General features: G+C 60.4%; 21 protein-coding genes and 1 pseudogene. 11 read left to right on the top strand and 11 right to left on the bottom strand.

Annotated features, from left to right (window positions below; all coding sequences use genetic code 11):
* Positions 1 to 15: 15 nt before the first annotated feature.
* Positions 16 to 807 carry a dienelactone hydrolase family protein gene (locus AB4O01_RS12575; protein ID WP_460091943.1) on the bottom strand — a complete coding sequence of 264 codons (792 nt, stop codon included), beginning with the start codon at positions 805 to 807 and terminating at the stop codon, positions 16 to 18.
* Between the two features lie 143 nt (positions 808 to 950).
* On the opposite strand from AB4O01_RS12575, the gene AB4O01_RS12570 reads away from it, so the two are divergent.
* The 3 genes and pseudogenes from AB4O01_RS12570 (at position 951) to AB4O01_RS12560 (ending at position 3,723) form a co-directional block, all read left to right on the top strand.
* Entirely contained in the window at positions 951 to 1,553 is a 603-nt protein-coding gene (locus AB4O01_RS12570) for a porin family protein (RefSeq protein WP_093442140.1), read from the top strand.
* A gap of 150 nt (positions 1,554 to 1,703) precedes the next feature.
* Entirely contained in the window at positions 1,704 to 2,381 is a 678-nt protein-coding gene (locus tag AB4O01_RS12565) for a response regulator transcription factor (RefSeq protein ID WP_093442145.1), read from the top strand.
* Positions 2,378 to 3,723, top strand: a pseudogene (locus tag AB4O01_RS12560) (ATP-binding protein). The gene AB4O01_RS12565 and the pseudogene AB4O01_RS12560 overlap by 4 nt, the downstream one beginning before the upstream one ends.
* Before the next feature lie 234 nt (positions 3,724 to 3,957).
* Here AB4O01_RS12560 and AB4O01_RS12555 read toward each other — a convergent pair.
* Positions 3,958 to 4,956, bottom strand: a complete 999-nt coding sequence (locus tag AB4O01_RS12555; RefSeq protein ID WP_099756935.1) for an AraC family transcriptional regulator — start codon at positions 4,954 to 4,956, stop codon at positions 3,958 to 3,960.
* 352 nt (positions 4,957 to 5,308) lie between these two features.
* Between AB4O01_RS12555 and AB4O01_RS12550 the strand changes: the two genes are divergently transcribed.
* Together AB4O01_RS12550 and AB4O01_RS12545 are read left to right on the top strand one after the other, a co-directional pair.
* Positions 5,309 to 6,643 carry a dicarboxylate/amino acid:cation symporter gene (locus AB4O01_RS12550; protein WP_016987435.1) on the top strand — a complete coding sequence of 445 codons (1,335 nt, stop codon included), beginning with the start codon at positions 5,309 to 5,311 and terminating at the stop codon, positions 6,641 to 6,643.
* Between the two features lie 145 nt (positions 6,644 to 6,788).
* Positions 6,789 to 7,970, top strand: coding sequence for a CaiB/BaiF CoA transferase family protein (locus AB4O01_RS12545; RefSeq protein WP_460091942.1), 1,182 nt, complete (start codon positions 6,789 to 6,791; stop codon positions 7,968 to 7,970).
* A gap of 108 nt (positions 7,971 to 8,078) precedes the next feature.
* Here AB4O01_RS12545 and AB4O01_RS12540 read toward each other — a convergent pair whose 3' ends face one another.
* Complete coding sequence (locus AB4O01_RS12540) at positions 8,079 to 8,573, bottom strand: SprT family zinc-dependent metalloprotease (RefSeq protein WP_007917517.1); 495 nt, start codon at positions 8,571 to 8,573, stop codon at positions 8,079 to 8,081.
* A 127-nt stretch (positions 8,574 to 8,700) separates the two neighbouring features.
* Positions 8,701 to 9,303: a Yip1 family protein gene (locus AB4O01_RS12535; protein WP_007917515.1), complete on the bottom strand. Its 603-nt coding sequence runs from the start codon at positions 9,301 to 9,303 to the stop codon at positions 8,701 to 8,703.
* A 288-nt stretch (positions 9,304 to 9,591) separates the two neighbouring features.
* Between AB4O01_RS12535 and ttcA the strand changes: the two genes are divergently transcribed.
* Positions 9,592 to 10,416 carry a tRNA 2-thiocytidine(32) synthetase TtcA gene (gene ttcA / locus AB4O01_RS12530; protein ID WP_093442168.1) on the top strand — a complete coding sequence of 275 codons (825 nt, stop codon included), beginning with the start codon at positions 9,592 to 9,594 and terminating at the stop codon, positions 10,414 to 10,416.
* A 150-nt stretch (positions 10,417 to 10,566) separates the two neighbouring features.
* Positions 10,567 to 11,241 (top strand): DNA-3-methyladenine glycosylase I, encoded by a 675-nt coding sequence (locus tag AB4O01_RS12525; RefSeq protein WP_093442173.1) that lies wholly within the window; start codon positions 10,567 to 10,569, stop codon positions 11,239 to 11,241.
* A gap of 98 nt (positions 11,242 to 11,339) precedes the next feature.
* Here the strand turns inward: AB4O01_RS12525 and AB4O01_RS12520 are convergent, their stop codons facing one another.
* From AB4O01_RS12520 to arsC, 3 genes are read right to left on the bottom strand one after another with little or no spacing between them, the layout of a single operon-like run.
* Complete coding sequence (locus AB4O01_RS12520) at positions 11,340 to 11,765, bottom strand: DUF2069 domain-containing protein (protein ID WP_460091940.1); 426 nt, start codon at positions 11,763 to 11,765, stop codon at positions 11,340 to 11,342.
* Position 11,766: 1 nt separating this feature from the next.
* Positions 11,767 to 12,363, bottom strand: coding sequence for an NAD(P)H:quinone oxidoreductase (gene wrbA, locus AB4O01_RS12515; protein ID WP_093442184.1), 597 nt, complete (start codon positions 12,361 to 12,363; stop codon positions 11,767 to 11,769).
* Positions 12,360 to 12,713: an arsenate reductase (glutaredoxin) gene (gene arsC / locus AB4O01_RS12510; RefSeq protein ID WP_093442189.1), complete on the bottom strand. Its 354-nt coding sequence runs from the start codon at positions 12,711 to 12,713 to the stop codon at positions 12,360 to 12,362. Before arsC ends, wrbA begins: the two co-directional genes overlap by 4 nt.
* Before the next feature lie 113 nt (positions 12,714 to 12,826).
* Here arsC and AB4O01_RS12505 point away from each other — a divergent pair, with 113 nt between their 5' ends.
* Positions 12,827 to 13,294: a TlpA disulfide reductase family protein gene (locus tag AB4O01_RS12505; protein ID WP_194934145.1), complete on the top strand. Its 468-nt coding sequence runs from the start codon at positions 12,827 to 12,829 to the stop codon at positions 13,292 to 13,294.
* A 260-nt stretch (positions 13,295 to 13,554) separates the two neighbouring features.
* Here AB4O01_RS12505 and AB4O01_RS12500 read toward each other — a convergent pair whose 3' ends face one another.
* Positions 13,555 to 13,959 (bottom strand): META domain-containing protein, encoded by a 405-nt coding sequence (locus AB4O01_RS12500; RefSeq protein WP_093442194.1) that lies wholly within the window; start codon positions 13,957 to 13,959, stop codon positions 13,555 to 13,557.
* Positions 13,959 to 14,393 (bottom strand): hypothetical protein, encoded by a 435-nt coding sequence (locus tag AB4O01_RS12495; protein WP_093442198.1) that lies wholly within the window; start codon positions 14,391 to 14,393, stop codon positions 13,959 to 13,961. The genes AB4O01_RS12500 and AB4O01_RS12495 overlap by 1 nt, the downstream gene beginning before the upstream one ends.
* Positions 14,394 to 14,526: 133 nt before the next feature.
* On the opposite strand from AB4O01_RS12495, the gene AB4O01_RS12490 reads away from it, so the two are divergent.
* Positions 14,527 to 14,985: a hypothetical protein gene (locus AB4O01_RS12490; RefSeq protein WP_460091939.1), complete on the top strand. Its 459-nt coding sequence runs from the start codon at positions 14,527 to 14,529 to the stop codon at positions 14,983 to 14,985.
* A gap of 12 nt (positions 14,986 to 14,997) precedes the next feature.
* Here AB4O01_RS12490 and AB4O01_RS12485 read toward each other — a convergent pair whose 3' ends face one another.
* Positions 14,998 to 15,987 (bottom strand): 2-hydroxyacid dehydrogenase, encoded by a 990-nt coding sequence (locus AB4O01_RS12485; RefSeq protein ID WP_186624792.1) that lies wholly within the window; start codon positions 15,985 to 15,987, stop codon positions 14,998 to 15,000.
* A gap of 82 nt (positions 15,988 to 16,069) precedes the next feature.
* On the bottom strand, positions 16,070 to 18,823 hold the full coding sequence (locus tag AB4O01_RS12480) for a response regulator (protein ID WP_460092259.1): 2,754 nt from the start codon (positions 18,821 to 18,823) through the stop codon (positions 16,070 to 16,072).
* Between the two features lie 219 nt (positions 18,824 to 19,042).
* Between AB4O01_RS12480 and AB4O01_RS12475 the strand changes: the two genes are divergently transcribed.
* Together AB4O01_RS12475 and AB4O01_RS12470 are read left to right on the top strand one after the other, a co-directional pair.
* A complete protein-coding gene (locus AB4O01_RS12475; protein ID WP_427120777.1) occupies positions 19,043 to 19,765 on the top strand; it encodes a response regulator transcription factor in 723 nt (240 codons plus the stop codon).
* Complete coding sequence (locus AB4O01_RS12470) at positions 19,752 to 21,176, top strand: histidine kinase sensor domain-containing protein (protein ID WP_460091936.1); 1,425 nt, start codon at positions 19,752 to 19,754, stop codon at positions 21,174 to 21,176. The genes AB4O01_RS12475 and AB4O01_RS12470 overlap by 14 nt, the downstream gene beginning before the upstream one ends.
* Positions 21,177 to 21,389: the final 213 nt, after the last annotated feature.

Below are 21,389 nucleotides of genomic sequence, written 5' to 3'. Positions count from 1 at the left end.
CCGCGGTGTCGCTGATCAGCTAAAGATTTTCTGCAAGAACGCTTTCATGTCCGCCCAGGATTTTTCGTCCGCTGCCTTGTTGTACCCGATGTCCGGGCCACCGTGCTCGCCATGGCTCAGGCGATCGGCATCCGGATTGGTAAAACCGTGCTTGGCGCCGTCGAGGCTGACGAACTTGTAGTCAGCGCCAGCCTTGTCCATTTCCGCCTTGAACGCCGTGACATTGTCTGGAGTGACCATGCTGTCCAGCGCACCGTGTTCGACCAGAATCTTCGCCTTCACACTGCCGGGTGTCGCCGGGGTCTTGGTCGCCAGCGCACCGTGGAAACTCACCACCCCTGCCAGCGGCTCTCCTTGTCGTGCGGCGTTGAGCACCACGCCGCCGCCGAAGCAGTAACCGATGGCGGCGATTTTGTTGACGTCGGTCTGCGGCTGCTTCTTCAGCAAATTCAGCCCGGCCTCAAAGCGCTTGCTGGAAGCCGCCGCATCCTGAGTCGCCGCCTGCATGAACGCCATCGCGTCTTTCGGGTGCTCGGTGTTCTTGCCTTCGCCGTACATGTCGATCGCCAACGCGCTGTAGCCAAGTGCGGCGAGATCGCGTGCGCGGCGTTTGGCGTAATCGTTCAGGCCCCACCATTCGTGCACCACGACGACACCCGGGCGTTTGCCTTTGATGGCGTCGTCGTAGGCGTAGTAGCCGATCAGTTTCGTGCCGTCGGCGCTCTGATAGGGAATTTCTTCAGTCTTGATCGCAGCGTGAGTGAGGCTGCTGACAGCCAGCAAAGTAAGGGCGAGGAACAGGCGCATGGTCGGGTCTCCTGACAATAAAGGGTCAAAACAGCCTAGTTCATTTGGTTCAGGTCAGGTTCAGAGACGGTTCAGGGGCGGTACAGGGGGCGGTCAGTAACCTTGCGCCATACCCAAACAGCACTGTGAAAGAGGAAATACCCATGACTTTTAACAAACTGTTGCTGGCATTGACCGTAATGAGCGCCAGTATCGCGGCCCAGGCTGACACCACTTCGAACTTCGCCGGCCTGTCCTTTGGCCAGACCAGCGACAAGATTGACAAGTCCCACGCACTGAACAACAACCTCGACCACCCGAACGCCACCGGCGCCATCGACGGTAACAACACCTACGGCGTACGCCTCGGTCAGCAAAACAGCCAGGGTCGCTACTACGCCACCTACGACAACGTGTCGGGCTCGCACAATGGCATTAAACTGCGTCAGGAAAACCTGCTGGGCAGCTACGATCTGTTCTACCCGGTAGGCGGCAGCACCCAGTTGTTCGGTGGCGCGACGGCGGGTTTGACCAAGCTGACTCAGGAATCGCCAGGCTTTAGCCGCGACAGTGATATCGGTTACGCCGTCGGCGGTCAGCTCGGTGTGTTGCAACAAGTATCGCAAAACACTTCGGTCGAACTCGGTTACCGTTACCTGCGCAGCAATGCCAGCACCGAGATGAGCGAACGCGGTGGCAGCAAGCAAGGTTCGCTGGATTTGACCAGCAGCGCGCAGACTTACCTGTCGGCTAACTACAATTTCTAAGGAGTTGCCAGCAGGTTCAATGTGGGAGCGAGCCTGCTCGCGAAGGCGGTGAATCAGTCGATCAATTTATCGACTGACACACAGCCTTCGCGAGCAGGCTCGCTCCCACAGGTGTGTGACTGGAGATTCTGATTTATCCGGGAGAGTGTTATGAAACTGTTGGTCGTCGAAGATGAAGCGCTGTTGCGCCATCACCTGCAAACCCGCCTGACAGAAAGTGGTCACGTGGTCGAGTCCGTGGCCAATGCCGAAGAGGCGCTGTACCAGACCGGACAGTTCAACTTCGACCTGGCGGTGATCGATCTCGGCCTGCCGGGCATGGGCGGTCTTGACCTGATTCGCCAATTGCGCGCGGCGGGCAAGACCTTCCCGATCCTGATCCTCACCGCGCGTGGCAACTGGCAGGACAAGGTCGAAGGCCTCGCCGCCGGCGCCGACGATTATGTGGTCAAGCCGTTCCAGTTCGAAGAACTCGACGCGCGCCTGAACGCCTTGCTGCGCCGCTCCAGCGGGTTCACCCAGTCGACCATCGTCGCCGGGCCGCTGCTGCTCGACCTCAATCGCAAACAGGCGAGCCTCGACGAGCAACCGCTGGCGCTGACCGCCTACGAGTACCGCATCCTCGAATACCTCATGCGCCATCACCAGCAAGTGGTGCCCAAGGATCGCTTGATGGAGCAGCTCTACCCGGACGACGACGAGCGCGATCCGAATGTCATCGAAGTGCTGGTCGGTCGTCTGCGGCGCAAACTCGAAGGCCCGGCCGGGTTCAAGCCGATCGACACCGTGCGCGGCCTCGGCTACCTGTTCAATGAGCGCTGCACTTGATTCGTTCCCTTCGCGTTCGCTTGATGCTCGCCGCCACCACGTTGGCGGTGTTGTTCATGCTTGCCTTGCTGCCGGCAATGCAAGGCGCGTTCAGCCTCGCCTTGCAGGATTCCATTGAGCAGCGGCTGGCTTCGGATGTCACCACGCTGATCTCGGCCGCGCGCATTGAAAACGGTCGGCTGGTGATGCCGACGCAACTGCCGGATGAGCGCTTCAATCTCACCGACTTCCGTTTGCTCGGCTACATCTACGACCGCGAAGGGCATCTGGTGTGGCGCTCGAAAGCCACCCAGGAAGAGCAGATCAACTACAAACCGCGTTATGACGGCCTCGGTAACGAGTTCGCGCGGATTCGTGAAACCAACGGCCAGGAATTCTTCGTCTACGACGTCGAAGTCAAACTGCTCGGCGGCAAAAGCGCGGCGTTCAGCATCGTCGCCCTGCAACCGGTGCGCGAGTACGAAACCACCCTTGAAGGCCTGCGTGAAAATCTCTATCTGGGCTTCGGCGCTGCGTTACTCGTGTTGCTGGCGCTGCTGTGGATCGGCCTGACCTGGGGTCTCAAAGCCTTGCGCCGGCTCAGTCAGGAACTCGACGAAATCGAAGGCGGCACCCGTGAAAGCCTCACCGAACAACATCCACGCGAACTGCTGCGCCTGACCGGCTCGCTCAACCGTTTGCTGCACAGCGAGCGCCAGCAGCGCAGTCGTTATCGCGATTCCCTCGATGACTTGGCGCACAGCCTGAAAACCCCGTTGGCGGTGTTGCAAGGGGTTAGCGAGGACATGGCTCAACGTCCCGAAGAGCGCGATCAGGCCTGGGTGCTGCAAAGCCAGATCGAACGCATGAGCCAGCAGATCAGCTACCAACTGCAACGGGCGAGTTTGCGCAAAAGCGGACTGGTGCGGCACCAGGTGCGCCTGCAACCGGTGCTCAAAAGCCTCTGCGACACGCTGGACAAGGTTTACCGCGATAAGCACGTGCGGGTGGCGTTTGATTTACCCGAGCATTGCTATGTGCCGATCGAGCAGGGTGCCTTGCTGGAGATGATGGGCAACTTGCTGGAAAACGCTTATCGCCTGTGTCTGGGCGAGGTGCGCATCAGCGTGCGCGAGACCCTCGCCGGAATCGAACTGTGCGTCGAAGATGACGGCCCGGGCGTGCCGCCGGATCAGCGTGCGCGGATTCTCGAGCGTGGCGAGCGGCTGGATGCCCAGCATCCGGGGCAGGGGATCGGGTTGGCGGTGGTCAAGGACATTATTGAAAGCTACAACGCCAAATTGGCCCTGGGGGATTCACCGATGGGGGGGCGGCGTTCAGGATTCATTTTCCGGCGGTGTGATCGGGAGTTGCCCTCACCCCAGCCCTCCCGAAACGTCGGACCGCCCAGAGGGAGAGGGGGCCGACCGAGGTGTCTGGCGTTATACATCGACCTGAAATAGCCAGTCGATTATGAATTCAAACGCGAAGTTTCAGGCAGGCGTACTTCTTGAGCATCCCCCAATCAGTCCCCTCTCCCTCCGGGCGGTCCGACGTTTCGGGAGGGTTAGGGTGAGGGGCTTTTGATTTTTGTGCCTCACTGCTCCTGCGCCCGATAAGCCCCCGGCGTCAGCCCGGTCCACTTCTTGAACGCCCGATGAAACGCCGACGGTTCGGAAAACCCCAACTGCTCGGCAATCTGCTGCAACGACAGATCCGCACGGCCCAAATGATAAATGGCGATATCCCGCCGCAACTGATCCTTCAACTCCTGAAAACTGCTGCCTTCCTCGCGCAAGTGCCGGCGTAGCGTCTGCGGGCTGATGTGCAGATGCGCCGCCACTGCCTCAAGATCCGGCCAGCGTGCCGTGTCGCGACTGAGCAAACGGCGCAGACGGCTACTCAGGCTGTCGCCGTCGTCCGGGCGTGAGAGCAGGTCGGCGGGGGAGCGTTCGAGAAAATGTTTGAGCGTGCGTTCGTCCTGCAACAGCGGCATAGACAGATAGCGGCTGTGGAATAAAAGGCTGCTTTGCTCGGTGCCGAAAGTCAGCGGGCAGGGGAACAACAAGTCATATTCAGCGCCGTGTTCGGGCCGGGAATAGCTGAAAGTCGCCTGTTCGAGGCGAATCCGCTGGCCAATCAGCCAACTGCCCAGACGATGCCAGATCACCAGCAAACTCTCGGTGAGAAAGTGATCCGGGTCCCACATTTGCGAATCATCGAGGTTCAAACGCACCCATTCGTCTTCGCGCGTCAGGCTCAGGCGCGGGGCTTCGGGGAATAGGCTATAAAACAATAAACCCCGTTGCAGCGCTTTCTCCAGATTGCGGCAGTGGATCGAGGCGTGGCACATCATGGCGAAACTGCCGGGTTTGCTCGGGGCGTTGCCGAAACCCAGGTATTCGTCATCCAGCGCCAGCCACAGGCCCTGAATCAACCGGGTGAATTGTTCCGGAGCGATGCGTGCGCGCGGCTCGTCGAGCAGTTCCGGGCTGATGCCCAGTTGCAGCAGCAGGCCCGAGTAATCGAACCCCTGGCGGCGCGCGCCACCGAGGGCGGCACGGGCGAAATGGCTGGCGATGGTGCGTTCGCGCATAAGCGGCAGATCCTTTCTCAGGCGCCGGATGGTAGCCGGCGGCTGGGCGCGCCTACAAGGCGGATTTCCGCCAAATTGTAGGACGAGAAGCGGCGAGTTGGCGGAAATCCGCCACACTTGAGTAACGGGACGGTGACATCCATGCACCTGTAATACCTGATATCAAAAGGCTTGCAGGCAATTGCACCAAAGTGGCACGAGGTTTGCGATAACAGCGACAGAAGCGTGCATCTATCCCGCCCGGAGAGGCGCCGCTCGAACAACAAATCCCTCCAGTGCAGGAGGGTTCGCAATTCAGGTTTCGCGGCCAACAGATGGATGTTGCCACGCGGGACGCTTGAGGACACTTGCAATGACGACTCGTCAGCCACTGTACAAATCCCTGTATTTCCAGGTGATCATCGCAATCATCATCGGTATTGCGCTCGGTCACTACTACCCGCAGTTCGGTGTCGCGGTAAAGCCGCTGGGTGACGGGTTCATCAAGCTGATCAAAATGATCATCGCCCCGATCATCTTCTGCACCGTGGTCAGCGGTATCGCTGGCATGCAGAACATGAAATCGGTCGGCAAGACCGGCGGTTACGCACTCCTGTACTTCGAAATCGTTTCGACCATCGCTTTGCTGGTTGGTCTGGTCGTGGTCAACGTGGTGCAACCGGGCGCCGGCATGCACATTGACGTCGCCACCCTCGACGCTTCGAAAGTCGCCACCTACGTAGCCCAAGGTGCTGACCAAAGCGTTGTCGGTTTCCTGCTCAACGTGATCCCGACCACCATCGTCGGCGCGTTTGCCACCGGTGACATTCTGCAAGTGCTGATGTTCTCGGTGATCTTCGGTTTCGCCCTGCATCGCCTGGGTGCCTACGGCAAGCCGATCCTCGACTTCATCGATCGCTTCGCCCACGTGATGTTCAACATCATCAACATGATCATGAAGCTTGCGCCGATTGGTGCCTTCGGTGCGATGGCCTTCACCATCGGTGCCTACGGTGTCGGCTCGCTGGTGCAGCTGGGTCAACTGATGATCTGCTTCTACATCACCTGCCTGGCGTTCATCCTCATCGTCCTCGGCGGTATCGCCCGCATGCACGGTTTCAGCGTGCTGAAGATGATTCGTTACATCCGTGAAGAGCTGCTGATCGTCCTCGGCACTTCCTCGTCGGAATCGGTACTGCCACGCATGCTGATCAAGATGGAGCGTCTGGGCGCGAAGAAATCGGTAGTGGGTCTGGTGATCCCGACCGGTTACTCGTTCAACCTCGACGGCACCGCGATCTACCTGACCATGGCTGCCGTGTTCATTGCCCAGGCCACCGACACGCACATGGACATCACCCATCAGATCACCCTGCTGGTGGTGTTGCTGCTGTCCTCCAAAGGTGCGGCTGGCGTGACCGGTTCGGGCTTCATCGTGCTGGCTGCCACCCTGTCGGCGGTCGGTCACCTGCCGGTAGCCGGTCTGGCGCTGATCCTCGGTATCGACCGCTTCATGTCCGAAGCTCGCGCATTGACCAACCTGGTGGGTAACGCTGTTGCGACCATCGTGGTTGCCAAGTGGGTGAAAGAGCTGGACACCGACACGCTGCAAACCGAGTTGGCCTCGGGCGGTCGCGGTATCGCTGATACCCGTCCTGAAGATGACCTGGGTGTGGCTGAAGGCCCAACCCCAAGCAATGTGAAGTAAGCACTGCTTGCCTGGAAAAACCCGCTTCGGCGGGTTTTTTCTTGCCTGCTGTTTGAGCGTAACGGTCACACCCGCTGACATTTGCGGTGATTGCCGTACACGGCATCGCTGCCTAGGCTGAGTGCATCGCCCAAGGAGTTCACCCATGTCCGCACCGCTGGCCTCACTGAAGATTCTCGATTTCTCGACATTGCTGCCGGGGCCGTTCGCCTCGCTGTTGCTGGCGGACATGGGCGCTGAAGTGCTGCGCATCGAGTCGCCGACGCGCCTGGATCTGCTGCGGGTATTGCCGCCGCATGATGGCGGAGTATCGGCCAGTCACGCCTACCTCAATCGCAACAAGCGCAGCCTGGCCCTGGATCTGAAACAACCCGAGGCGCTGGAAGTGATCAAGCAGCTGCTGAGCGATTACGACATCGTCCTCGAGCAGTTTCGCCCCGGTGTCATGGAGCGTCTGGGCCTGGGTTATGAGGCGCTGAAGGCGATCAACCCGAAGCTGATTTACGTGTCGATCACCGGTTACGGCCAGACCGGGCCGTACAAGGATCGCGCCGGGCATGACATTAACTACCTGGCGCTGGCCGGCCTTGCCAGTTACACCGGCCGTGCCGATAGCGGGCCGTTGCCGCTGGGCATGCAAGTGGCGGACGTGGCGGGTGGTTCGCTGCACGGGGTGATCGGCCTGCTCGCGGCAGTGATTGCCCGTCAGCAAACGGGGCAGGGCACGCACCTGGATGTGAGCATGACTGACTGCGCGTTCAGCCTGAATGCCATGGCCGGTGCCGGCTATCTGGCTTGCGGCGAAGAGCCAGAGTGGGAAGAGCAGATGCTCAACGGCGGCAGCTTCTACGATTATTACCGTTCTCGCGATGGACGCTGGATGTCGGTGGGCAGTCTGGAGCCGGGGTTCATGCAGCAATTGTGTGCGGCGCTGGGGCGGCCGGAGTTGGCCGCGCAGGGCCTGTCGCCCAAGCCTGAACAACAGCGGGCGTTGAAATACGCGCTGACGGTCGAGTTTGAAAAACATGACTTTGCCGAGCTGTGCGAGATGTTTGCCGGGATCGATGCGTGCGTCGAGCCGGTGTTGAGTCTGGGTGAGGCGGTGCGCCACCCACAATTGCAGGCGCGGAAACTGGTGACGCAGGTGCCGCGTGGGGATGGCTCGACGCAGGCGCAGATGGCCTGCCCGTTGAAATTTTCCGAGGCGTTGCCGGCGCCGCGGCATGTTGGCGCGGCGTTGGGGCAGCATACGGATCAGGTGTTGGGCGAGTTGGGGTTTAGTGCTGAGCGGATTGCCGAATTGCGTTCATCCAAAGTGATTCTTTAGTGCCTGTACCGACCCTTTCGCGAGCAAGCTCGCTCCCACAGGAGAATGCATTCCACGGTGGGAGCGAGCTTGCTCGCGAAGAGGCCAGAACAGGCAATAAAAAACTGACTATTCGACGCGCATCTCGCCACTGAACACCAACGTGTTGCGGCATCGGCGACACAGGTAACGCCGCCCCTGCCGCACCAGACTATGGCGCTGCGCCGAAAACGGGAAATCACTGTCGGCGCAGGGGCATTTGTAGATATAGCGGGTCACGCTGCGGCGCTTGATTGCATAGGTGTGGCAGCGATCCGGCGGCAGTTCGTAAACACCGCGCATGATCAGTTGCCATTCCTCGCCATGCGGCTGGATACGCTCGCCAAACAACTGATGGGCGATCAGGTGCGCGACTTCGTGGGCCACGGTCTGCTTGAGGAAATGTTCGGTGTTTTCCCGGTACAGCTGAGGATTGAAGCGCAGCAGGTTCTCGTGCAGATGCGCGACACCGGCTTTTTGCCCGCGCAGCTTGAGGCTGACGACAGGGCGTGGGAAAGAGCGTTTGAAAAAGGATTCAGCGAGTTGGTAACAGTCTTCGACGCGGGTATTGAGTTGCTCGGGCATGCTTGATGGATCTCCAGAGGCGTCGAGTATGCCGCAACCCTGTGCACTTGCGAATCGCCAAGCTGCCGAATGGTCATCGCGCAAACGACAAGGCCGCCTTGCGGCGGCCTCTGATTGGCTTATCGAGTCAGTTGGTATAGACGGGCCCCACGCCCAGCCCCCAGACGATCACGGTAAACGCCATGATGGCGACCAGCACCACCAGACCCACCGCCAGCACCGAGCTCGAGAACAGAAAACCTTCGTCCGACGGAATGTTCATGAACGTCGGCAGCCCCACATACAACAGATACACCGTGTAGCAGATGGCCGCCGTGCCGACGATCATCCCCAGCCACATATGCGGATACAGCGCCGCCAGGCCGCCGACAAACAACGGTGTTGCGGTGTAAGTGGCAAACGCCACGCAACGGGCCAGGCTCGGATTGGCGTCATAGGTGCGGGCCATCCAGTGCACAAAAGCACCCATGACCGCGACCCCACCGAGCATGGCCAGATACGACATGACCGTCATCCAGATCGCGCTTTCGACGGTGAGCATCACCGGCGCGCGGTTGCCGATCACCCAGCCGACTTGTGTAGTACCGATAAACGCCGAGACAGCGGGGATCGCCGCCAGAATCAGCGTGTGAGTGAGGTACATGTGGCTGATGCTTTCCTCTTGGTCGCCACGGATTTCCTTCCATTCCTGATCGGGGTGGGTAAAAAGTCCCACTACGTGATGGATCATGCCAGTCACTCCTCTTGTTATTGCCATCGCCCCCCAACGGAGCGCCTACGGGCCAAGGTGGCCGAGCAAATTCAGGTCTTCAGATGTGTGCGACCTTATGTCGCAGTATAGAAAGGTCTTACCCGCACAGGTATTAGGGGCTTAGAGCAAATCGCGCTGTAAACAGGGCGGGTAATCGCCTCGGGGTCTGTTAACGCGCCGTCGGCTGGCCGCGACAACCTGTGCCCACAACCCCGGGGTTTTTGCGTAAAATGCCGGCCTTTCGTCACACCTCACGGATTTCGCGTCATGGGCACTCTTACGGTCAACCAGAACAAACTGCAAAAGCGCCTGCGCCGTCTGGCCGGCGAAGCGGTCGCCGATTTCAACATGATTGAAGATGGCGACAAGGTCATGGTCTGCCTGTCCGGCGGCAAAGACAGCTACACCATGCTCGACGTGCTGCTGCACCTGCAAAAGGTTGCCCCGATCAAGTTCGAGATCGTTGCGGTGAACATGGACCAGAAGCAGCCGGGCTTCCCCGAGCATGTGCTGCCGGCCTATCTGAAAGAGTTGGGCGTCGAGTACCACATCGTCGAGAAAGACACCTACTCGGTGGTCAAGGAACTGATCCCGGAGGGCAAGACCACTTGCTCGCTGTGCTCGCGCCTGCGTCGCGGCACGCTGTACACCTTTGCCGATGAGATTGGCGCGACGAAAATGGCTCTCGGTCACCACCGTGACGATATCGTCGAGACGTTCTTCCTCAACATGTTCTTCAACGGCAGCCTCAAGGCCATGCCGCCGAAGCTGCGCGCCGATGACGGCCGCAACGTGGTGATTCGTCCGCTGGCCTACTGCAACGAGAAAGACATTCAGGCGTACTCGGACTTCAAGGAATTCCCGATCATCCCGTGCAACCTCTGCGGTTCGCAGGAAAACCTGCAGCGTCAGGTAGTCAAGGAAATGCTTCAGGACTGGGAACGCAAGACCCCGGGCCGTACCGAAAGCATCTTCCGCAGCCTGCAGAACGTGATTCCGTCGCAACTGGCCGACCGCAACCTGTTCGACTTCACCAGCCTGAAGATCGACGAGACCGCGGCTTCGCGCTTCGTCAACGTCGTTAACCTGTAAACCCATTCCCTGTGGGAGCGAGCTTGCTCGCGAAGGCGTCGTGTCAGCCGGCATCAATGTTGAATGACATGCCGCTTTCGCGAGCAAGCTCGCTCCCACAGTGTTTTGTGTTCAAAGGTAGAATTTCATTTTCAATTCCCAGGAGAGGGCATGCGCGATTACAAGTGGCTGCACGAATACTGTCTGAACCGCTTCGGTTCGGCGGCTGAACTGGAAGCCCATCTGCCCGTTCCCAAGACCCCTGCGCAATTGCGCAAGATCAGCGACGACCGTTACCTCTCGACCATGGCCCTGCGCGTGTTCCGTGCCGGCCTCAAGCACAGTCTGGTCGACGCCAAGTGGCCGGCCTTCGAAGAAGTGTTCTTCAAGTTCGACCCGGAAAAAGTCGTGCTGATGAGCGCCGAACACCTTGAACGCCTGATGCAGGATGCGCGGATTATCCGTCACCTGGGCAAGCTCAAGAGCGTGCCGCGCAATGCGCAGTTCATCCTCGATGTCGAGAAAGACAAGGGCAGTTTTGGCGCGTTGATCGCCGACTGGCCGGTGACCGATATCGTCGGCCTGTGGACGTACCTGAAAAAGCACGGCCATCAATTGGGCGGGCTGTCGGCGCCACGCTTTTTGCGCATGGTCGGCAAGGATACGTTCGTGCCGAGCTACGACGTGGTTGCGGCGCTGAATGCACAGAAGATCGTCGACAAGGTGCCGACCAGTCTGCGCGATCTGGCGATCGTGCAAGATGTGTTCAACCAGTGGCACGAACAGAGTGGCGGGCGGGCCATGAGCCAGATTTCGATGATGCTCGCGTACACCGTCAACCATTAAGACCGCGTCGCCCCATTCGCGAACAGGCTCGCTCCTACAGGGATTTGTGAACGCCACAGATCCCCTGTAGGAGTGAGCCTGCTCGCGATAGCTATTCGTCAGGCGACGCTGATCTCGCCCTCGCCAGCCAGTTTACGATTCAACTGATACCGCCACCGCACATACAACAGCGCCGAGCAGAACACCGCCAGGCTCGCGATCATCTCCAGCACCCCAAACCACTGTCGACTCGGGTCATACGCCGCCAGTGCGCCTTTGATGAAATACAGATTCACCACGAAGCACATCCACGAATGCCCACGGGCGCTGCCCATGATCATCGCCGGGGCGAGGACGATCCACGGGATCAGCTCGACCAGCAGAATCACCCATGGCCGCGCGCCGTGCAGGTCGGCGAACAGCAGATAGTAGGCCGCGAGCAGACCGGCGAGGGCGAAAAAGCTCAGCAGGCTGAGCACCCGCATTGCCTTCACCCGTGGCTCAAGCCACTCGACACTCGGCAGAATCTTCGGCTTCTTCGCCATCTCAGCCCACCAGTTTCTGAGCGGTTTTGGCCAGCCGCAGACCCAACGCACGGCACAGCGCCACTTCGTGTTGATCAAGGCCTTTTTTGCCGTCCGCTCCGGCGTGATGACTGGCACCGTAAGGCGTGCCGCCACCCTGGGTTTCCAGCAGCGCCGACTCGCTGTACGGCAAGCCGGTGATGAGCATGCCGTGGTGCAGCAGCGGCAACATCATCGACAGCAGGGTGGTTTCCTGACCGCCGTGCAGGCTGGCGGTGGAGGTGAACACGCCAGCCGGTTTGCCGACGAGGGCGCCGGTCAGCCACAGGTTGCTGGTGCCGTCGAGGAAGTACTTCAGTGGCGCAGCCATGTTGCCGAAACGCGTCGGGCTACCGAGGGCGAGACCGGCGCAGTTCTTCAAATCATCCAGCGTTGCGTACAGCGCGCCTTCGTCCGGGATGGCCGGGGCCACGGCTTCGCACTCGGTGGAGATTGCCGGCACGGTGCGCAGGCGCGCTTCGAGGCCAGCCTGCTCGACGCCGCGGGCAATCTGCCGGGCCATCTCGTTGGTCGAGCCGTTGCGGCTGTAATACAGCACCAGAATGTACGGCGCGCTCACGGCAGCAACTCCAGGATATTCTCGGGTGGGCGACCGATCACCGCTTTGTCGCCAACCTCGAGAATCGGTCGCTCCATCAGTTTTGGATGCTGGGCAATAGCGTCGATCAATTGCGCTTCGCTGAGGCTTTCGTCAGCCAGTTGAAGCATTTTGTATTCATCTTCCCCGGTGCGCAGCAACTGCCGAGCGCTGATCCCGAGCTTGCCGAGCAGGGCCTTGATTTGCGCTGCATTCAGCGGGGTTTCGAGGTACCGCACGACGTTCGGGGTCAGGCCGCGGGCTTCAAGAAGTTCCAGCGCGCCGCGGGATTTCGAGCAGCGCGGATTGTGATAAAGCGTCAGATCGGTCATGGCGGGTCGCTTCTGGCGTAAAGTGGCGGCTATTCTAACTGTGCAGCGCGCAATCCAGAACCTTCGGAGGCAATGGGTCGCAGGCGCCTTCAAATTTTCACAAGGAACACGACATGACACGGCGATTGGCAGCGGCATTGACGATAATCGGGGCGTTGATGCTGGGGGGCTGCGGCAATGATTACGGGATCGACCAGAACGGTCAGAAGGTCGCGTCCGAACGTCTCGACAAGCAATGGGTGGTGCTCAACTACTGGGCCGAATGGTGCGGCCCGTGCCGCACCGAGATCCCGGAGCTCAACCATCTGGCTGACGAGCTGAAGAACAAGAACGTCGGCGTGTTCGGGGTCAACTTTGACAATGTGCAGGGGGTGGAGCTGAAAGACGCCAGTGAAAAACTGGGCATCAAGTTCACCGTGCTGGCGCAGGATCCGGCGGAGTTGTTTGAGTTGCCGCGCAGTGAAGCATTGCCGGTGACGTACATCATCGACAACAAGGGCAAGGTGCGTGAGCAATTGATGGGCGAGCAGACGGCGGCGGGGGTGATGGCGAAGCTGGAGGCGTTGCAGGCAACCAAGTGAGTTGCCGCTAAAGAGCAACCCTCACCCCAGCCCTCTCCCAGAGGGAGAGGGAGCCGACCGAGGTGTCTGGCCAGGTACATCGACCTGAGAGATCGAGTCGATTGTAGATTCGCCAAGGCAAGATCAGGTCGATTATGGGGTCGCCAAAGCAAAATCCGGTCGATTATGGATTCGGCATAGGCCTTTCAGGTCGGCGTAGCTCTCCAATATCCCCCATTCAGTCCCCTCTCCCCCTGGGAGAGGGCTAGGGTGAGGGCTTTTTAGCCTTCTTCCAACCACCAACGCAACGGCTTGCCTTCAGCCGGCCAGAAGCGCATCTGCTCGATCGGCGAGATGTCCCAGCGCTCGACGTGTTCCAGCGCCTGCAGGAAGCGTTGTTCCTGCTCCATCAACGCCGGTGCACAGAGTTTGCGGGTCTTGCCGATCTTGCCGAAGGTCAGCTTGTCGCCGTCCAGCGTATACGGCGCAAACCAATGGTTGCAGCCACCGTTGCCGTAGGCGCGGCCATCATCGCCCAGGGTCACGGTCAGATGGCTGTAATCCATCAGCGGGCGCTCGCCGATCCACTCCAGAATGTAGCTGCGGTTCTGTTGCAGTTGCACAGGCTCTGCCGCGCAACCCACCAGACCCACACCGACCATAGCGGTCAGGGCAAGCCGTTTCATCACGCAGGCTCCTGGCATTTCGGGCACAGGTGCTTGTCGCCAACGGCTTTCCAGCCCAGCTCGGCGATGCGCGCGGTGGCCGCCGGTTTCTCGGCGGCCTTGCCGAGTTTGGCGTCCACGGCAAATTCGAAGCTCAGCTCTTTGGCGCAGCTGTCGCAATTGACCTGCCAGGTGTGGATCGCCAGTTCGCCGAACACCGGGCCAGTGGTCATCGCGGTCCATTGGCCCGGCGGGTTGATCAGATGGCGGACGGTTTCAACGGTCAGGCGCATGGACAAGTCCTTGCTGCCTTTGAGGGTGACCAACAGCGCGTCACCGATGCGAATCGAGCCACCATTGCCGGTGACCTGATAGCGGCCCGGAACGAGGGCGCGGCATTCGGTGAGGGTGTGTTGCGGGTTCATCAGGGTGTAGCGGAAATCGTGTTCGACCATGGGTCCTCCAAATATGCGCGACATGCTAGCACGGGGTTGATTGCAGAATGATGCGCGCGTACGACCTTCGATCCGGTTCAAATACCGCGACACTCATGGCAAACTGCCGGCCTCGAATCTGAAGGAACGGAACATGGCGCTGATCGAATGTTATGAATGCAAAAAGAGCATCAGCTCCGAAGCCTCGGCCTGCATTCATTGTGGAGCTCCGATGGCGGAGCAAACCGCTCACGCCCAGGCGCAGGCAGCTGAGGCCCCGGCTCAGCCTTCGACGATTTCTTTTGGCAGTCTGCCGCGTAACAAGGCTGTGCCCGAAGTCACTGCACCAGCGCCTGAACCGCAACCTTTACCGAAAGTCATGCCGGCCGCCGCGCGGCGTCGACGCCAGCAGCCAACCGAGCAACCGGCCACTGAGCAGGCCAATGCCGATGGCAGTCGTCCGGTGGAAGGTTGGCTGAAAATCATGATCTTCCTGCTGCCGATGGTTTTCGTCTGGTTCCTGCTGCGCTACGGCCACTCGATGAAACAGCGCTTTTTTGGTTTCGGCTGGCTGGCGCTGCTGATTCTGGCGTCTTCGCTTTCACCGAAATAAGCGCAAAAAATCTCAGCCCTCGACCTGGTTCTGTGGCGTTCCCGCCGCCCAGGTCGCGATGTTGTGCAGGGTGGTTGCGGCAATGGCGCCCAGTGCTTCGCGGGTCAGAAAGGCCTGATGCGCGGTGATGATCACGTTGGGAAAGGTCAGCAATCGCGCCAGCACATCGTCCTGCAAAGGCAGGTCGGAGCGATCCTCGAAAAACAGTTGTGCCTCTTCCTCATAGACATCCAGCCCCAGATAGCCGAGTTGGCCGTCCTTCAATGCATCGATCAGTGCCGGTGTGTCGACCAGCCCACCACGGCCGGTATTGATCAGCATGGCGCCCGCCTGCATGTGCGCCAGTGAGTCGCGGTTGATCAGGTGTTTGCTTTGCTCGTTGAGCGGGCAGTGCAGGCTGATGATCCGCGACTGCGCGAGCAGTTCCGGCAGGCTCAGGTAACGCGCACCCAACGCCAGAACATCGGGGTTGGGGAAGGGATCGTAAGCCAGTAGCTCACAACCGAAACCGTGCATGATTTTCGCGAATGTGGCGCCGATCTGTCCGGTGCCGACAATCCCCACCGTTTTGCCGACCAGGTCGAAACCGGTCAGGCCATGCAAGCTGAAATCGCCTTCACGGGTGCGGTTATAGGCACGGTGCAGGCGACGGTTGAGGGCCAGGATCAGCGCCACGGCGTGTTCGGCCACTGCATGCGGCGAGTAGGCCGGCACGCGCACCACGGCCAGTCCGAGACGTTTCGCTGCGGCCAGATCGACATGGTTGTAGCCCGCCGAGCGCAGGGCAATCAGACGCGTGCCGCCCGCAGCCAGGCGCTCCAGCACGGGAGCGCTGAGATCATCATTGATGAACGCACAGACCACTTCATGTTTATCGGCCAGCGCTGCCGTATCGAGGCTGAGCCGGGCCGCTTGAAAGTGCAGCTCGATACCTGCCGGGCAAGCGGCGGCGAGAAAGCTGTCGCGGTCATAGGTCTGGCTACTGAAAACGAGCGTGCGCATGAAATCCTCCTGGAACATCGACACGGATTGAATCACCCGAACCCACTTTAGCGCTGCCGGTGTTGGCCGGCATTGCCGTGGATCAGGCGCTGATCTTCGCTTGTGCCGCGAGCCGGTTGATCGCGCGCTCCAGTTCTTCCAGCGCTGCCACGGCCTTGGGGTCGTCCTGCTTGAGCAGGGTTTCGCTGCGCTGGCAGGCCGCGCGCAATTGCGGTACGCCGCAATAACGGGTGGCACCGTGCAGGCGATGGACGCGTTCGATCAATGCATTCTGGTCGCGGTTTTCGCACGCCGCGCGGATGGCCTCGCGGTCGGCTTCCAGTGAGGCGAGCAACATGGCCAGCATGTCTGCCGCCAGATCAGCCTTGCCGGCGGCCAGGCGCAAACCTTCCTCGTGATCGAGCACCGGCAGTTCATTATTGCCCGCCGCGCTGTCGCTGATCCGCTCCGGCCCTTGATTGCGCAAGGCCAGGCCGGTCCACTTCAGCACCACCTGCGCCAGTTGCCGTTCGCTGATCGGTTTGGTCAGGTAGTCATCCATGCCGCTTTGCAGCAACGCGCGTTTTTCGTTGGCCATGGCGTGGGCGGTGAGGGCGACGATCGGCAGCGGCGTGCAGTGCCGCTCGCTTTCCCACTGGCGAATGGTTTCGGTGCTCTGACGGCCGTCCATGCCCGGCATCTGCACGTCCATCAACACCAGATCGAAGGACTCGCTTTGTACGGCTTTGACCGCCGCGTAGCCGCTTTCCACCGCGAGCACCTTGGCGCCCATGTCTTCGAGCAGGGTTTGCACCAGCAGCAAGTTGGCCGGGTTGTCGTCGACACAGAGTACTTTCGGCGCGCGGCTCGACAGCGGTTCCCCCGGCTCATTGCGCGGCTGGCGCGGGTTGACCAGATCGGCCAGCGCGCGACGCAGTTTGCGTGTGCAGGCCGGCTTGGCTTGCAACTGACTGTGCGGGTTCGGCACCGACAGATGGAACAGCGTCTGTTCGGTGGTCGGGCACAGCACCAGCACTTTGCAGCCCAGATGTTCGAGGTCCCAGATGTGCTGATTCAAACGCTCGGGCAGCATGTCGTTGCTGGTGATGCCAATGACCGCCAGATCAATCGCCTGATCGGTCTGGTGCGCACCGGTGACGCCATTGGTCAAGGTTTCCAGCGTATTGAACGGCGTGACATCGAGGCCGCAATCTTCCAGTTGATGTTGCAAGGCCTGACGCGCCAGTTCATGACTTTCCAGTACTGCCACGCGGCGCCCGAGTAGCGGCGGGGCCGGCAAGTCTTCGGCGTCGTCACGGGTTTTCGGCAGGCTCAGGCTGATCCAGAATTCCGAGCCTTCGCCCGGTGTGCTGTCGACGCCGATTTCACCACCCATCTGCTCAATCAGACGCTTGGAAATCACCAGCCCCAGGCCGGTGCCGCCCGGTTGCCGCGACAGCGAGTTGTCGGCCTGACTGAAGGCCTGGAACAACGCGCGCACGTCCTGATTCGACAGGCCGATGCCGGTGTCCTGAATGCTGATGCGCAACTGCACGCTGTCCTCGTGCTCATCTTCAAGCATCGCGCGGGCAACGATGGTGCCTTCGCGGGTGAACTTGATCGCGTTGCTGACCAGGTTGGTGAGGATCTGCTTCAGGCGTAACGGGTCACCGACCAGCGACAGCGGCGTGTCACGGTAGACCAGGCTGACCAGCTCCAATTGCTTGGCGTGTGCGGCAGGGGCGAGGATGGTCAGGGTGTCCTGCAACAGATCGCGCAGGTTGAACGGAATATGGTCGAGTACCAGTTTGCCAGCCTCGATTTTCGAGAAGTCGAGGATCTCGTTGATGATCCCCAGCAGGCTGTCGGCAGACTTTTCGATGGTGCCCAGATAATCGAGCTGGCGCGGGGTCAGTTCGCTTTTCTGCAACAGATGCGTGAAGCCGAGAATGCCGTTTAGCGGCGTGCGGATTTCGTGGCTCATGTTGGCGAGGAATTCGGATTTGATCCGGCTCGCCTCCAGCGCTTCTTTGCGCGCCAGGTCCAGTTCGATGTTCTGGATCTCGATGGTTTCCAGATTCTGGCGCACGTCTTCGGTGGCCTGATCGACACTGTGTTGCAGTTCTTCGCGGGCGTTTTGCAAGGTACCGGCCATGCGATTGATCCCGGAGGCCAGTTCATCCAGCTCTTGGCTGCCCAGTGGCGGCAAACGCGTTTCCAGATGGCCATCCTTGAGTTGCGCGACGGCTTGTTTGATCTGGCTCAGCGGCCGGTTGATGGTACGGCCCATGCGCAATGCCAGCAGGGCGGCCCCCGCCAGGCCCGCGGCAATCAGCAGCAGACTGGCAAACAGGCTGCGATAACCGCGCAGCAACATACCGTTATGCGACAGCTCCAATTCGACCCAGCCAAGCAGTCGCTCGGATTCTCCCGGGATCAGTTCGCCGGCGAGGTTGCGATGTTTGCCGAACACCGGCATCAGGTAACGCGTCGCGTCATTGCCACTGCGCCGTTGCAAATGCGCGCTGTCGCCGCTGGGTGCCTGATTGAGCATGGTCGGGCCGGCATGCGCCAGCGGCGAGCGGTCCGGGGCGAGGAAGGTCACCGCGCGCACGTCCGGCTGTTCAAGGGATTGCGTGGCGATGCGCTCCAGCAATTCGCTGTTGCCATGGCCCATGGCGGGTGCCACCAGCGGCGCCAGTTGCTCGGCAATCATTTCGCCGCGCTGCATCAATTGGGTCTGCAAGTCGGCCTGCTGCGTCCAGGTGAAATAACCACCCAGCACCAGCGCCATCAGGCTGGTCGGCAACAAGGTCAGCAATAACACGCGACCTTTGATTCCCAGTTTCTTGAGCACGCCTATCTCCTGCATCCCGCTGATCTGTTGACTCATGCGTGCATCCGGCACGCGACATTGGCGCAGTGTAGCGATTTGCTCGCGGGCAATCTCCGGAAAAATGCGCTCGCGTCGGGGCAGGGCGTCGCTGCTCGTTGGTCAGCTCGGTCAACCTTGAGTTGCCCGATGCCCGGCAATCTTGAATAATCAGTCTCAACTGAGAATTACTTGCAGATACTCATGACTCCTGTTTCCGCTGGCCAGCCACGCATTCTCTCCATCGAAGACGATCCGGTACTCGGCGCCTATGTTCACGAACATCTGGGCCGCAGCGGCTTTCAGGTGACGTGGTGCCAGAACGGCCAGGAGGGCCTGAGCATCGCCACGCGCCAGCCGTTCGACGTGGTGCTGATGGATATCCTCTTGCCGGGCCTGGACGGTTTGCAGGTGTTGACGCAATTGCGCCAGAGCCACACGACGCCAGTGCTGCTGATGTCGGCCCTCGGCGCCGAGGCGGATCGCATCAGCGGTTTCCGTCTCGGTGCTGACGATTATTTGCCCAAGCCGTTCAGCATGGCCGAGTTGCATGTGCGCATCGAAGCGATCCTGCGCCGGGTTGCGCTGGATCGGCGCCCGGCAGCGCTGGCGACGCCAGTGGCGGTCGGTACGCTGCGCTTCGATGACCAACAGTGCGATGTGTTTTTCCGCGAACAACCCGCCGGGCTGACGCGCAGCGAATTCCGTTTGCTCGAAACCCTCAATCGCAACGAAGAGGAAGTGCTGAGCAAAGCCTTCCTTTATCAGCACGTTTTGCAGCGCGGCTACGCGGCCCACGATCGCAGCCTCGACATGCACATCAGCCAGATCCGCCGCAAACTGAAAGCCATCGGTTACACCGAGCGGGAAGTGCGTACGGTCTGGGGCAAGGGTTACGTTCTGAGCGCCGCCGATGAAACGCTCTGAACTGCCGGGGCGGCATTCACTGTTCTGGAAACTGGCGTTTCTGCTGGTCGCATTTTGTCTGCTGATGATCTGGCTGAGCTGGTCGTGGGGACGTTATATGGAGGAGCGCAACCAGTTCCTCTCCGACGACGCGCGCGGCACTCTGACGCGTTACGCCGCGCAAGCGGAACAGGCCTGGCAGCACGGCGGCCGCAGCGGGGTCGATGACTGGTTGCAGAGCATGGAGTTGCGCGAAGCCAGTTGGGTCGGTGTGATCGGTGGCAACTTACAGTCGCTGAGCAATGATCCGCTGAATGATCAGGAAATTCAGCACCTGACCTTCTTGCGCGGGCTCGACTGGCCGATCCACAAGAAAGGCCGGCCGTGGTTGCGCATTCCTTTCCCCAAAGAGCCGTCTGCCGGCAGCCTGGTGATCGAATTGCCCGAACGATTTGTTCCGGGTAAGTACCGGGTGTTCTGGCGCGTCATCACCAACGGCGTGATTCCCGGGTTGTTCACGTTATTGCTGTGTGTCGGTCTGTACCGCTTGCTGGTCGTGCCCCTGAACAACCTGCGCGAACAGGCCAACGCCTGGCGCGCCGATCAATTGAATGTGCGCCTGTCGAGCGGCATTACTCAGCGCCCGGACGAACTCGGTGAACTCGCGCGGGCGTTCGACTCCATGTCCGAGCGCCTGCAATCCACCGTCGCCCTGCAACAGCAATTGCTGCGTGATCTGTCCCACGAGTTGCGCACGCCGCTGAGCCGTTTGCGCGTGGCCAGTGAAAGCGAACAAGGCCTGGTGCAACTGCGCGAGCGCATCGGTCGTGAAGTCGACGGTATGCAACGCTTGGTCGAAGACACCCTGCAACTGGCCTGGCTCGATACCGAGCGCTCGCCATTGCCCGACGAGGCGATTCAGATCCAGGCGCTGTGGGAAATGCTCACCGATAACGCCTGTTATGAAAGCGGCTGGCCGAGTCTGCAGTTGCAGTGTTCGGTCGAAGCGTCGTGCTGGGTGCGTGGCAACCTGAATACGCTGGCGCAGGCTTTGGAGAACATTTTGCGCAACGCCATTCGGCATTCGCCGCCGGGTGGGATCGTGCGACTCGATGGACGGCGCGATGGCGATTTCTGGCACCTGTGGCTGGAAGATCAGGGCGGCGGCGTAGCGGAAGGGGATCTGGAACGGATCTTCTCGCCGTTCACTCGGCTCGACGGCTCGCGGCCCGGTGATGGTGGTTTTGGCTTGGGGCTGAGCATCGCGCGCAATGCCGTGCAGCGTCAGGGCGGGAGTATTTGGGCGGAAAATAGCGGGGCAGGGTTGCGGTTGAATTTGCGGTTGCTGGCGGATGACGGTGTTGCGCCGACTGACGCCTTCGCGAGCAGGCTCGCTCCCACATTGGAACTCGGTTCGCCGCAGATTGTGTGATCAACAGTTAATAGTGTCATCACTGCTGACACTACTCCCTGTGGGAGCGAGCCTGCTCGCGAAGAGGCCATACGCATCACCGCCAATTAAGATGACCCACCGCAAAAGTCGCACCACTGGTGCGACTTTCAATCCCTTATTCCCATAAACCATAAGCACCGCACTTTGCGTGATATGGCATGCGCGGGTTTGCCGGTATGATAGGCGCCCCCG

The sequence above is a fragment of the Pseudomonas sp. S2_E02 genome, assembly GCF_054668355.1.
Note: the sequence above shows the minus strand (reverse complement) of the source record. Positions and strands in the feature narration are given on the sequence as shown.